Consider the following 13,228-nt stretch of genomic DNA (forward strand, 5'->3'; position numbering starts at 1 on the left):
ATGGCAAGGGGTGGCCGCAGGCTGATGGGCATGAGCACGGACACAGCGGACGGCACGGACAGGGTGGACGGCACGGACACCGCGGATGTCGTCGTGATCGGGGGCGGTACGGGCGGCTACGCCACCGCGCTGCGCGCCGCCGCCCTCGGTCTCGGCGTCGTCCTCGTGGAACGCGACAAGCTGGGCGGCACCTGCCTGCACCGCGGCTGCGTCCCGAGCAAGGCGATGCTGCACGCCGCCGAACTGGTCGACGGCATCACCGAGGCACGGGAGCGGTGGGGGGTGCGGGCCACGCTGGACTCCGTCGACTGGCCGGCGCTGGTCGCCACCCGGGACGACATCGTGTCGCGCAACCACAGTGGGCTGCGGGCGCACCTGGCGGAGGCGGGGGTACGGGTGCGGCCGGGCAGCGCGCGGTTGACGGGGGCGCGGACGGTGCTGGTGGAGGCCGGACGGGAAGAGGGCTCGCGAGCCGGGAGCGCGCCCAGCGTGCACCACCTCACCGCGCGCCGTGGCATTGTCCTCGCCACCGGTTCACGCCCCCGCGCGCTCCCCGGGCTCGTGCCGGACGGGCGGCGGGTGGTGACGAGCGACGACGCGCTGTTCGCGCCGGGGCTGCCGGACTCGGTCCTGGTCCTCGGCGGGGGCGCCATCGGCGTGGAGTACGCCTCCCTGCACCGCTCCCTGGGTGCGGAGGTCACCCTGGTGGAGGCGGCCGAGCGGCTGGTGCCCCTGGAGGACCCTGACGTCAGCCGGCACCTCACCCGGGGGCTGCGGGGGCGGGGCATCGACGTCCGGACGGGGGCACGGCTGCTGGACGCGCGGGTGCTGGACGACGGTGTACGCGCCCGGGTGCGCGTGGCGAGCGGCGAGACCCGGACGCTGACGGTTCGGCGGCTCCTGGTGGCGGTCGGCCGGGTTCCGGTGACCGAGGGCCTGGACCTCGCCGCGGCCGGGCTCGCGGCGGACGCGCGCGGGTTCGTCGTACCGGCCGACTGGGACCGGCTGGAGACCGCCGTGCCGGGGATTCATGTCGTCGGGGATCTGCTGCCGCCGCCGTCGCCCGGTCTTGCGCACGCCTCCTTCGCCGAAGGGCTGGTCGTCGCCGAGACGCTCGCGGGGCTGCGGCCCGCGCCGGTCGACTACGCGGCCGTACCCCGGGTGACGTACTCCTCGCCGCAGACCGCCGCCGTCGGGCTCACGGCGGACGAGGCGCGGGCGAGGGGGCACGAGGTGACCGTGCGCGGCATGCCGCTGACCGCCCTCGCGAAGGGGATGGTGCACGGCCGGGGCGGGATGGCGAAGGTGGTCGCCGAGGCCGGTGGCGGGCGGGTGCTGGGGGTGCATCTGGTCGGGCCGCAGGTCTCGGAGCTGATCGCCGAGGCCCAGCTGATCGTCGGCTGGGACGCCGAACCGGCCGACGTGGCCCGGCACGTGCACCCGCATCCCACGCTCTCGGAGGCGGTGGGCGAGGTGTTCCTGGCGCTCGCGGGACGGGGGCTGCACCAGCGGTGAGCACCGCGAACGCGGTGGCACCGGCTCCGGTTGGCACATGCCGCGCGGGCATCCGGCCGGACGCTTGACAGCCACCGCGCACCGTGCGGGACTGGGAGGGCGAAGCAGGGCGGACGAATCGGGGGTGAGTCTCCTGCCGGAGCTGCGCTATCCCAGCGTTCCCGAACTGGTCGCCTGTGCGCAGGCCTTGGCCGCTTCGGAACCGCGGCTGTGCGCGCTGCGGCAGGTGGGCCGCTCGCGCGCGGGACGTCCGCTGCACCTGCTGTCGGTGGGGCACGCGCGGCGGTCGGTGCTGGTGGTGGCGGGCGCCCACGCCAACGAGCCGGCCGGCGGCTCGACCTTGCGGGCGCTGGCCCGACGGGTGCTCGCGGAGCGCGAGTTGCGCGCGGGCACCTCCTGGCACTTCCTGTTGTGCGCGGACCCGGACGGCGCCGCCCTCCATGTCACCCCGGCGCCGCGCAGCCTGCTCGACTACCACCTCGGCTTCTACCGGCCCACGGGCGCCGAGCAGCCCGAGTGGTCGCCGTCCGTGCTGCCGCCGGACCGGCTGCCGCCCGAGACCCGGGCCCTGACCGGGGTGATCGACGAGCTGCGCCCCTACCTCCAGGTGACCCTGCACGGCACCGATCTGGGCGGCAGCTGGGTGCAGCTGACCCGGGACCTGCCGGGGCTCGCGGAGCCGTTCGCCAAGTCCGCGGCCCAGTTGCACATCCCGGTGGAGACGGGCGCCTCGGACGCCGCGGGCTGGCCGGCGTCCGGGCCCGGGGTGCATGTGATGCCGGGGCCGGAGACGGGCGTCGCCTACCCGAGCATGCCGGACGACGCCCGGCACAGCACCTGGTACCGCACGCACCGCTACGGGGGCCTGACCGCCGTGGTGGAGGTGCCGATGTGGGCCAGCGACCTGGTGGACGACCCGGCCCCGCACCCGGCACCGGCCGCGGCGATACGGCGGCTGGCCCGGCGGCTGCTGCGCGACTCGCTGGAGGTGGAGCGGGTGCTCGCGGAGGCGCTGCCCCGGCTCGACGGCGCCGGGGGGCCGCTGCTGCGGGCCGCGCGCTGGGCGCTGGAACTGATCCCGGGCCTGGCCGAGGACTGGACCCACACCGCGCCGGCCGGCACCACGATGGCGTACGTCGGCAGCGTGGACGCGTTCGGGCGGCGGCTGCCGCTGCGGGCCGCCGCGATGCTGCTGCGGGTGCTGCGGGAGAGCGACGACCGGGCGGCGCCGGGCCTCGAACGGCTCGTCGCCGGCTGGTCCGACGCCTTCGCCCAGCGCTTCCGGGCCCGCTGGGTGCCCCTGGACCACCAGGTGGAGCACCAGTCGCGCACGGTACTGCTGGCGGCCCGGCAGGCCCGGGAGCCGGCGTGTCGATAGGGCCGCCGGTCAGTCGCCGAGGTCGAAGACGGAGCCCGTCCGCGCCCGCAGTTCGCAGGAATTGGTGTACGTCCGCCGGAAGTCGACCGCCCGGCCGTTCCAGCGGCCGCGCGCCGTGGCGGTGACCGGGGAGTAGATCCGCGGGCAGAACACCTTGCGGGCCGGGATGCGGTCGATGTCGCCGCGGGCCGCGGACAGTTCCGCGCACGCCTCGGCCGCGTACGGATGGCCGTGGGGCGGCAGGCAGCGCAGCAGGGCGCTGTGATCGCCGCCCGCCCGGTCGCCCGACCGGGTGATCGTGAGGTGCAGCCGGTTGCCGTGCGAACGCGGTGCCGCCTGGGCGGGGCCCGCGGCGAGGAGACCGGTGGCGGCCAGGAGCACGCCGGCGGCCGCTGCCGCTCTGGTGAAGTACGTCATGCCCGTTGCATCGGCAGGACGTCCCCCGCTCCGCAGTGCGGGTCACCCGTTCGAACGACCGCGGCGCCGCGGCCGCGCGCTCAGCTCAGCGAGAGCCGGTAGGCCACCCGCCCGAACGCCACCTGGTCGCCCTCGCGGACCGCGACCGCTCCGATCACCCGGCGGCCGTTGACCGTGGTCCCGTTGGTGGAGCCGAGGTCGCGCAGGATCCACAGCCCGCCCTGGTGGCTGAGTTCGGCGTGCACCCGGGAGACCGTCTCATGGGTCAGCCGCAGCCCGTTGCCGGGGTCGCGCCCTATGCGCAGCGGATGGCTGTGGGCCGGTCCCGGCAGCAGCAGCCTGGGCAGCCGCTCGGCCTGCCAGGCGCGGCGCAGCCGTACCGTGAAACCGGAGACCGCCTCCACGGTGCCGAAGACCGCGCGGGAGAAGCGGTTCTCGCGGGGCAGGTCGGCCACGAGGACGGCGAGTTCGTCGGCGTGCCGCGCGGCGAGCGCCAGTTCCATGCGGCGCACGAACGTCTCGTGCGACAGCCGGCCCTTGGCCGCGCCGTCCCGCAGCACCTCCAGCGCCGCCTCCCGCTCCGTGTCGGACAGCCGCGCGGACGCCGGGGCCGGGGCGGTGGGGAACTCGAAGGACGACGTCACGCCTGTGATTGTCGGTCAGTGGGCGGCGAGTGTCCAGAAAGGGGGCAACCGGCGCCCGCCCGGCGGTACTTCCGCGCGGCCCGCCGGAGGACGGCGCGCGACACCTGACGGTGAAGGCCCGGATTGGAGGGGAGATCGACGACGGGGGCGGGCACGATGGGAGCGCGGGACATCACGGGGAACAGACGAAGGGGAACCGTCCGTGCAGTTCGAGGTGTGGGCACCGCAGGCAGACCGGGTGACGCTCCGGTGCGAGGGCGCCGCCGAGGCGATGGCGCGCGATCCGGAGCGCGCGGGCTGGTGGAAGGGCGAGGCGGCGGCGGGTGACGGCGCCCGGTACGGGTTCGCGCTGGACGACGGTCCGGTGCTGCCCGACCCGCGCTCGCGCCGGCAGCCGGACGGGCCGGACGGGCTCAGCGCGGTCGTGGACCAGCGGCGGTACGCGTGGCGGGTTCCGTGGCCGGGGCGGGCGCTGCCGGGCGCGGTGCTCTACGAGCTGCACGTGGGCACGTACACCCCCGAGGGCACGCTGGACGCGGCGGCGGCCCGGCTCGGTCATCTGGTGGAACTGGGCATCACACACGTGGAGTTGATGCCGGTATGCCCGTTCCCCGGGCGGCACGGCTGGGGGTACGACGGGGTGGCGCCGTGGGCGGTGCACGAGCCGTACGGCGGCCCCGAGGCGCTGAAGCGGTTCGTGGACCGGGCGCACGAGCTGGGGCTCGGTGTCGTACTGGACGTCGTGCACAACCACTTGGGGCCGTCGGGCAATCATCTCCCGTCATTCGGGCCGTACTTCACCGACACGCACACCACGCCGTGGGGCGCGGCGGTGAACCTGGACGCGCCCGGTTCGGACGAGGTGCGCGCGTTCCTCGTCGGCAGCGCGCTCGCGTGGCTGCGGGACTTCCGGCTCGACGGGCTGCGCCTGGACGCGGTGCACGCGCTGTACGACACCCGGGCCATCCACTTCCTGGAGGAGCTGTCTGCGGCGGTCGACCGCCTCGCCGCGGAGGTGGGCCGCCCGCTGTTCCTGATCGCCGAGACCGATCTCAACGACCCCCGCTTCATCACACCGCGCGCGGAGAACGGGCTCGGGCTGCACGCGCAGTGGAACGACGACTTCCACCACGCCCTGCACACCGCCCTGACCGGCGAGTCCCAGGGCTACTACGCGGACTTCGCGCGCGATCCCCTCGCCGCGCTGGCCAGGACACTCACCGGGGGCTACTTCCACGACGGCACGTACTCCGGCTTCCGGGAGCGGCATCACGGCCGCCCGCTGGACCGCGCGCGGGTCGCCGGGCACCGGCTGCTCGGCTACTCGCAGACCCACGACCAGATCGGCAACCGTGCCCAGGGCGACCGGCTCTCCGCACACCTCTCCCCCGGCCTGCTGGCCTGCGCGGCGACGCTGGTGCTGACCGCGCCGTTCACCCCGATGCTGTTCATGGGCGAGGAGTGGGCGGCGGGCACGCCCTGGCAGTACTTCGCCGACCACACGGACCCCGGCCTCGCCGAGGCGGTACGGCGCGGGCGGCGCCGGGAGTTCGCGGCGCACGGCTGGGCCGAGGAGGACGTACCGGACCCGGGGGACCCGGCGACCCGGGACCGCTCCTGCCTCGACTGGTCGGAACCCGGACGCGCGGAGCACGCCCGGATGCTGGACTGGTACCGCCGGCTGATCTCGCTGCGCCGCGACCAGCCGGACCTCACCGACCCGGACCTCGCCGACACGAAGGTGGCCTACGACCGGGAGGCCCGCTGGCTGGCCTTCCGGCGGGGCGACGTACGCGTCGCGGTGAACCTGGGCGGGGAACCGGCCGCCATCCCCCTGGGCACCCGCCCGGCCCTGGTCCTCGCCGCCTGGGAGCCGGTGGCGGCCCCGGGCGCGGACGGCATGCTCCAGCTGCCCGCGGAGTCGTGCGTGGTGCTCAGCCAGCCCTGAGGCGGCAAAGGCCCGTCACGGCTCCTCCCCGGCCGTCTTGAAGTCCGTCACCCGCTCCAGCAGGATCGGCTCCCACGCCCGGCGCAGCTGGGTGCGCAGCAGCGTCGGGTCGCCGGGGGCGCGGCCGTCGAGGCGGTCCATGAGGCGCAGCACCGTGTCGCAGCGGGCGAGCCACAGGCCGCGCAGGCAGGGGCGGGCGCCGTACCCGGCGAGGGTGGCGGCGCGGACGGCCGCCGGGGAGCCGACGGCGACGGCGAGCCCCGCGATGTCCTCGGCCGGGTCACCGAGCGCCGCCGCGGTCCAGTCGAGGACGCCGCGCACCCGCCCGTCCGCGCCGACCACCACGTGCTCGCCGGTCAGCCCGTGGTGGGTGAGCACCGCGACGCCGGGCTGCGCGGCGAGCTGGGCGGCCCCGGCCGGGGTGAGCTGGTGCATCGGCGCGGCGTCGAACTCGTCGGCGGCGGCGAGCCGTTCGGCCGCGTGCACGGCCATCCGGCGCAGCGCCTCCAGGGAGCGCGGGGCGGCGCGCGGCACGCCGAGCGACTCGGCCTGCCGTACCGGCACCGCGCGCAGCCCGGTGAGCAGCCCGGCGAGATCGGCCTCGCCGGCCGCCGAGACCTCGTGCTCCTCGGCCGTGCCGCCGGGCACCACGGTGTCCAGGGTGCAGGCGAGACCGGGCGCCCAGTCGGCGTGCGCGACACTGACCGGCACCGCGACCGGGACGTGCGGGCGGACCAGGGCGCGCAGCCGCAGCTCCCGGCGACGGCGGGTGGACGCCTCCCGGTCGGGGGCGAGGCGCAGCACCTGGCGGGTGCCGACCCACCAGGTGTACGCGTGCCCCTCGCGCACGGGCCGGACGTCGGGTCCGTCGCCCTGCGGGCCTTCCTTGAGCAGCGAACGGACCAGCTGGCGTACGGTGTCCGCGGTGGGGGTCGGTGCCTGGGTCATGGATCGCGCGTTGCCGTTCCGGGTGTCGTCGGGTGTGGTCGCCCTGGTCCCCCTGGGCTCGGGCTGGGGCCGTCAGTCCACTATCACCATCTCGCGGCCGGTGTTGTTGAGGCGGCGTCCGCCGTCCTCGGTCACGGTGACGATGTCCTCGATGCGCACCCCGAAGCGGCCGGGCAGATAGATGCCGGGCTCCACCGAGAAGCACATCCCGGGCACCAGCGGCAGCTCCTCGCCCTCGATCATGTACGGCGGCTCGTGCGTGGTGACGCCGATGCCGTGCCCGGTGCGGTGGATGAAGTACTCGCCGTACCCGGCCTCGGTGATCACCTCGCGGGCGGCGCGGTCGACCTCCTGGCAGGCCACGCCCGGCCGAACCGCCTGGTAGCCGGCCTCCTGGGCCTCGCGCACGATGTCGTGGACCCGGCGCTCCTCCTCCGTGGGCTCGCCGACGTGCACGGTGCGCGTGGTGTCGGAGCCGTAGCCGTCCTTCAGGCCGCCGAAGTCGAGGACGACCATGTCGCCGCGCCGGATGACGCGGTCGCCGACCTCGTGGTGCGGGTTGGCGCCGTTGGGGCCGGAGCCGACGATGGTGAAGTCGACCTGGGAGTGGCCGAAGCGGCGCAGCAGCGCGGCGAGGTCCCGGCCGATGTCGGACTCGCGGCGCCCGGCGAAGGTCACCTCACGGATCTCCTCGAAGGCCGCGTCGGCCGCGGCTCCGGCGGCCGCGAGCAGCTCCACCTCGGCGGCGTCCTTGACCGCGCGCAGCATGGGCAGGGCGTCGGTGAGCGCGGCGTAGGAGCTGCCGGGCAGGGTGCGCTGGAGGCCGAGGACGTGCATCGCCCAGGTGTTGTCGCTGATGCCGTAGCGGCCGCCGCCGTCGAGGAGCTCGGCGGTGACGGCGTAGGGGTCCTTGCCGTCGGTCCAGTCGCGCAGCGTGAGTGCCTCGCCCGCGGCGGAGTGCTCCGCGTCCGGGGCCTCCAGGGTGGGGACGACCAGCACGGGGTCCTGGCCGGGGGCGAGGACCAGGAGGGTGAGCCGTTCGGTGACGGCGGTGGGAGTGTAGCCGGTCAGCCACACCATGTCCGGTCCTGGTGCCACGAGCAGCCCGGCGAGGCCGGCGTCGGCCGCGGCGCGCGCGGCGCGCTCCATGCGGGCCTCGTGGTCGGCTGCGCTGAAGGGCGTGGTCGTACTACCGGTCATCCGGGCCTCCGGGCGGTTCTGGCTGGTCGGGCGGGTTCCGGGGCGCGCGGAAGGCGCCCCGGGCAGCATCCTGCCCGCCCGGACCGGGCCACGCGAGCCGATCGGAGGATCCCACGTCCGCCGGGTACGGCGGAGTTCCGCGCGCGGCGGGTCGCGGGGGTGGGCGGGACGCTCGGCCCCCGGCCGTCCTCACCCGCCGGCCGCCGGGCGCCGCCGCGCTCAGGTCACGACGCCCGGCACCACCGTCAACTGCTGGAACCCACCGCCGCTGTGCCGCACGGTGAGCAGGACCTCGCTGCCGGGACGGGCACGGGCGACCGCCCGGGCCAGGCCGGCGGCGGTGTCCACCCGCGCGCCGCCGAACCGGAGCAGGACGTCCCCACGGGCCAGACCGGCCCGGTAGCCGGGACCGGGCGTGTGCACACCCACCACCAGCGCGCCGGGACTCCCGTAGTCGACGGCCTCCACCCCCAAGGTGGCCTGGGGACCGCTCTCCCGCGCGGACCCGGCCGCGGGACTCGACCCCGGCGCGCTGTCGCGGCCCCCGCCGAGCACCGTGGCACCGACCGCGCCGATGCCCACGCCGGACAGCACCAGCAGCGTGCCCGCGCAGGCGCCGAGCAGCAGGGTCCGAGGCCGCCGGCCGCGCCGGGACGCGGTGTGCGGGTGGTGGGCGGGGCCGCCGCCCGTCCTGGGTCCCCGGCCCGGCAGCGGCCTGGGCCGCAACGCAGTGTGTTCCATGGTTCGCTCGCCTCCGGCCGGTGACCTACCCGGCTCACCGGCCCGCGACGAGACTCGAACGAGTGAGACTGCGCGGAGGCCGGCGGCGGGTAGTCACTACGGACGCCCCGAGCACCGGCCCCGGCCCGCCGCCGCTCCCGCCGACCGCCGCTCCCGCCCGTCGTCGCCCCGGCCCGGCGGTGACCCGGTGGCCGGCTCAGCCCATGCGCCCTCCGTGGCCGCCCCCGTGCGGCGCGCCGTGGCCGAACCTCATCGCCTCGGCCGGCATGACGACGAACGGGCGCATCATGCCCATGTCCTCGTGCTCCAGCAGATGGCAGTGGTACATGAACCTGCCGTACGCCCCGTCGAAGCGGCCCATGACCCGCAGCAGCTGGCCGCCGGGCACCCGGAAGACGTCCTTGTACCCCTGCTCGTTGGGCGCGAGGGGGATCGCGGTGCCCGCGTCGTGGCGGACCGGCGCGCGGGTGCCGCCGGCCGCCGGGTCGAAGCCGGACACGTCGTAGGCGTCCCGGCCCAGCAGCTGGAAGTCGGCCAGGTGGATGTGCATGGGGTGCACGACGGGCGCGAGGTTGAGGAAGCTCCACTGCTCGTAGCTGCCCTCGCCGACGGTGAACCCGAGTCCGTCGTTGAAGGTCCGCGCGATGCGCCGGTACGTCTTCGTGGTGCCGTCGGGGCCGGTGAGCTGGATGACGCCGTCGGCCGGGAGGGTCAGCCCGTCCGTGCCGGTGACCTCGGTCATCTCCCAGATCTCGGGGTGCCCGCCCGCGCCCCTGGTGGCGGGCGGGGTGAGCACGACCAGCCGGTGGCCGTGCGGGAGTTCACGGGTGAGCCGGCGGAAGGAGCCGGACAGGACCTCGGGCAGCTCGAAGGTGTCGCGCTCGGCGGCCTCGTGGACCCGGAACTCCATGACGGCCGGACAGCGCACGTCGCCGGCCGGGTCGGGCACGCCCGCCGGCCGGCCGGGATCCTTGTTGACCAGCCGGAGGGTGCGGCCCGCCAGCCGCCGGAAGTCGACCAGCAGGTCGAAGCGTTCGGCGGGAGCCGCGGTCAGGGCGGGCAGTTCCGGGCCGAAGTCCACCGGCACGGGCCGCGGCAGCAGCCCTCCGTCGCTGCCGATCTGGTGCACGACGCCGGGCACCGGGTCGCCGTCCTCGTCGATCAGCACGAGGTCGAAGATGCGCGCGTTCGAGGCGTTGACCAGGCGGAAGCGGTACCAGGCCGAGTCCACCTCGGCGTACGGCCAGATGCGGCCGTTGACCGTGGTGTAGGGCCCGGTGAACGGGACGGACACCGGCTCGCCGGTCTCCGGGGCGCTCTCCCGCACGACGACCGTCTTGTGCAGCAGCCGTCCGTTGAGCCGCCCGTCCTCGTCGGTGTCGAGGTTGCGGTCGGCGAGCAGCAGCGGGATCTCCCGCTTCCCGGACGGCAGCCGCAGGGCGTCCTCCTCGTCGTCGCGGACGAGGTAGGTGCCGTAGAGCCCGGCCATCACGTTGAACCGGGTGATGTTCATGGCGTGGTCGTGGTACCACCACTGGGTCGCCCGGTGGTCGTTCGGGTACTCCGACAGCTGGGCGTCGCCGGAGCCGACGGCGTTGTCCGCCCAGCCGTCGTTGCCGCCGCCGGTCCGGGCGCCGTGCAGATGGGTCACCGACCAGGCGGGCAGGGCGGCGACGTCCTTGTCGGGTTCCGCCCCGCCGCGGCCGGGCTCGGTGGTGGCGGGCGCGGTACCGGGCGCGCGGAGCGCCGCCGCGACCGCGGTCACCGGGTACTCGGCGCCCTTGGGGATGCGGTTGGTCCAGGCGATGCGGATACGGCGGCCGCGCCGCACCTCGATGGTCGGGCCCGGGACATGGCCGTCGTAGCCCCACATCAGAGTGGGCGGCAGCTGCGGGTGCAGCCGCACCCAGGTCGGGCGCAGGGCGATCTCGGTCTCCTGCCGGACGTCGGCCGTGGTCGGCCGCAGCACCGGCGGCACGGTCAACGGCGCGACGTACGGCCGCAGTTCGTCCGGTGCCTGCTTCTCGTCCCCCGTGGCGCCGGTGATCCGCCCGACGGCCTTCTCGAAGATCTCGGTCAAGCTCGAACACCCCCGTGTTCTCGCATCGTGTCGTTCCCCTTGACGGTGAAGACCGCGAAGAGTCCGCCGAAGTTCCCCGAATGCCCTACTCCGTACGAGTAGATTCCGAAACGGCCGTTCAGCCCAGGGTGAGGAGCGGCCGCGCGGGCGGGCGCTCGGGCAGGAAGCCGTGGGCGCGCCGCGCCAGCCAGGTGTCCTTGTAACGGTCCACGCTGCGGTGCCAGTTAAGGATTCCGGCCAGCCAGTTCCGGAGGTCGTCGACGTAGCCGTCCATCGCCGCGCGGGCCTGCGGGGAGAGCCCGAAGTCGTCGTACAGCACGGGCAGTTCATGGGCGACCACGTGTTCGAACTGTCGCATGCGCTGGGTGGTCAGGTCGTGTACGACGCCGAGCGCGGCCGGGTAGTCGACGCCGAAGAAGTTCTGCACGACCAGGACGGCGTTGTGGATCTCGCCCTCGTACTCGATCTCCTTCTGGTACGAGAAGATGTCGTTGAGCAGGCAGGCGTAGTCGACGGCGGCGTTCTCCAGGGAGCGCACCGGGCCGCTGCGGTAGAGCTCCGGCGGGACCGCGGGGCCCCGGCCCGTCCGGCACAGGCTCAGCGTGAGGTCGGAACCGAAGGTGGCACGGCGCATCTCCAGGTAGTCGACCGGGTCGGGAACGCGGTTCTGGAGCTGGTTGGACAGCTCCCACACCCAGCTCTCGGTCATGGTGTCCACGGCGGCCTTGAGGACGCGCCGCTGCCCGGTGCTCATCGAGGCGGTGGTGCGGGCCCACAGGTCGCTCAGGGAGCGTTCCATGGCGTTGCCGGGGACGGGCGGGGCCTCGCCGTCGACGGGCATGCAGGCCGACAGCCGGGCGGTGGTCAGGCGGGCGGCGGCCAGGTCCCGGCGGTGGCCGTGGACCAGGGGGTAGTAGTCGTCGCCGTAGGTGCCGAAGGCGAGCCACTGGGCGCTGAGGTCCAGGGCCTCGGGGGTGGCGTCGGGGTCGAGGCCGGCGGAGCACAGGGCGAGATCGCAGGCGCGCAGCCTGTCCTCGTCCCAGACGCCCTCCTGGAGGATGCCCATCCGGTCGCACCAGGCACGCAGGTTGCGGCGGGCGGCGTCCAGGTGGGGGCTGAGCCCCAGCGCGAACGGCATGTGGAACTCGGGCAGGATCGAGGGGCCGACCTTCTGGTGGGGCACGTGCGCGTGGGCGCGCGTCCGCTCGTGCGCGGCGGCGGCGAGCAGGGCGCCGACCTGGGCGGCGGAGGTGCCGGGGCCGCCGGGCAGCCGCCAGGGCGAGTCGTTCCGCGCGCCCTTGTTCATGTAGCGGCTGGAGCGCAGGTGCCATTCGTGGCCGCCGCTCTGCCAGTCCTGGAGTCCCTTGGCGTAGGCGGCGATCGCGCCCGTCTCGGCCGGGGTGAGGCAGTGCTCCAGGGCGACGGCGGGCACCTCGGTGAGCGCGGTGTGCTCGAACTGGTGCAGGCGCGAGGTGAGGATGTCGTTGACCGTGTCGGCGGCCTCCTGGGTGGTGCAGCCGAAGAAGGTCTCCAGGACCAGCACGCCGTTGCTGTTCTCGCCCTCGTCCTCCACTTCGCGCTGGTACGAGAACAGGTCGTTGCGCAGATGGACGGCGTCGGCGAAGGTCTCCATGAGCACCCGCAGCGGCCTGGTGGCGGCGACGGCGGCCGGCACCTCGGCGGTCGCGTACTCCACGAGCCCGGCGGACCACGGCGCGCCGCCCACCTTGCGGCGCATCTCGATGTACTCGACGGGGTTGGCGATCCGCCCCTCGTTGATGTTGGACAGCTCCCACATCGACTCGTTGAGCAGGTGCTCGGTGGCCACGGAGAAGCGGCGGCGCCAGTCCAAGGACATCGCGGGCACCGTACGCGCCCACAGGTCCTTCAGACCCGCCTCGACCGGGTTCTCGGGCTCGGGCACGGCAGTCTGCGAGTCGATCGGCATGAACAGCGGCAGCCGGTCGAGGTGGGCCTTGCCGGCGGCGCGGTCCTGGGTCCGCTTGAACATGTCCAGGAAGTGGTCGTCGAAGAAGAACACCCACACGTACCAGTCGGTGATCAGCGAGAGGGCGGGGCCGTCGCAGTCGGGATGGGTGTAGGCACACAGCAGCCCGTAGTCGTGCGCGTCCAGGTCGGACCGGTCCCAGATCCCGGAGCCCTCCAGCATGCCCATCTCGCCCGCCCACGCGGCGGAATGGGCGCGCGCCTCGTCGAGGTGCGGATTGAGCCGCGCGGGAAACGGCATGTAGAAGTGCGGGAGTTCGAACGGCTGCGTCATGGCCGGGCCCTACCCGGCGGCCCGAACACCCATCCCACACGCGGGACATGATCACACCATCGCGTGAACCGACCCC

10 protein-coding genes are annotated in these 13,228 nt (G+C 74.7%); 3 read left to right on the forward strand and 7 right to left on the reverse strand.

Annotation, left to right across the window (positions count from 1 at the left end; genetic code table 11):
• The first annotated feature begins 30 nt into the window (after positions 1-30).
• Together lpdA and VT52_RS11040 are read left to right on the forward strand one after the other, a co-directional pair.
• On the forward strand, positions 31-1,515 hold the full coding sequence (gene lpdA / locus VT52_RS11035; protein ID WP_046419383.1) for a dihydrolipoyl dehydrogenase: 1,485 nt from the start codon (positions 31-33) through the stop codon (positions 1,513-1,515).
• A 124-nt stretch (positions 1,516-1,639) separates the two neighbouring features.
• Positions 1,640-2,893, forward strand: a complete 1,254-nt coding sequence (locus VT52_RS11040; RefSeq protein ID WP_046419282.1) for a M14 family zinc carboxypeptidase — start codon at positions 1,640-1,642, stop codon at positions 2,891-2,893.
• A gap of 9 nt (positions 2,894-2,902) precedes the next feature.
• Here the strand turns inward: VT52_RS11040 and VT52_RS11045 are convergent, their stop codons facing one another.
• Both VT52_RS11045 and VT52_RS11050 read right to left on the reverse strand, forming a co-directional pair.
• Complete coding sequence (locus tag VT52_RS11045) at positions 2,903-3,310, reverse strand: SSI family serine proteinase inhibitor (protein WP_046419284.1); 408 nt, start codon at positions 3,308-3,310, stop codon at positions 2,903-2,905.
• Between the two features lie 80 nt (positions 3,311-3,390).
• Positions 3,391-3,954, reverse strand: coding sequence for a DUF1707 and FHA domain-containing protein (locus VT52_RS11050; protein ID WP_046419286.1), 564 nt, complete (start codon positions 3,952-3,954; stop codon positions 3,391-3,393).
• Positions 3,955-4,156: 202 nt separating this feature from the next.
• Between VT52_RS11050 and treZ the strand changes: the two genes are divergently transcribed.
• Entirely contained in the window at positions 4,157-5,902 is a 1,746-nt protein-coding gene (gene treZ, locus VT52_RS11055; RefSeq protein ID WP_046419288.1) for a malto-oligosyltrehalose trehalohydrolase, read from the forward strand.
• 15 nt (positions 5,903-5,917) lie between these two features.
• Here the strand turns inward: treZ and VT52_RS11060 are convergent, their stop codons facing one another.
• The 5 genes from VT52_RS11060 to cyc2 all read right to left on the reverse strand — a co-directional run bounded on the left by VT52_RS11060 (position 5,918) and on the right by cyc2 (position 13,152).
• Positions 5,918-6,850, reverse strand: a complete 933-nt coding sequence (locus tag VT52_RS11060) for a phosphotransferase family protein (RefSeq protein WP_046419290.1) — start codon at positions 6,848-6,850, stop codon at positions 5,918-5,920.
• A gap of 72 nt (positions 6,851-6,922) precedes the next feature.
• Complete coding sequence (locus tag VT52_RS11065) at positions 6,923-8,050, reverse strand: aminopeptidase P family protein (RefSeq protein WP_046419292.1); 1,128 nt, start codon at positions 8,048-8,050, stop codon at positions 6,923-6,925.
• A gap of 219 nt (positions 8,051-8,269) precedes the next feature.
• Positions 8,270-8,791 (reverse strand): PDZ domain-containing protein, encoded by a 522-nt coding sequence (locus tag VT52_RS11070; RefSeq protein ID WP_046419295.1) that lies wholly within the window; start codon positions 8,789-8,791, stop codon positions 8,270-8,272.
• Between the two features lie 196 nt (positions 8,792-8,987).
• A complete protein-coding gene (phsA, locus tag VT52_RS11075) occupies positions 8,988-10,871 on the reverse strand; it encodes an O-aminophenol oxidase PhsA (RefSeq protein ID WP_046419297.1) in 1,884 nt (627 codons plus the stop codon).
• Positions 10,872-10,989: 118 nt separating this feature from the next.
• The gene (gene cyc2, locus VT52_RS11080) at positions 10,990-13,152 is read right to left on the reverse strand and encodes a germacradienol/geosmin synthase Cyc2 (protein WP_046419299.1); all 2,163 of its coding nucleotides are present in this window, start codon (positions 13,150-13,152) and stop codon (positions 10,990-10,992) included.
• Positions 13,153-13,228: the final 76 nt, after the last annotated feature.

It is taken from the genome of Streptomyces malaysiense, assembly GCF_000980885.2.
GTDB lineage: Bacteria > Actinomycetota > Actinomycetes > Streptomycetales > Streptomycetaceae > Streptomyces > Streptomyces malaysiense.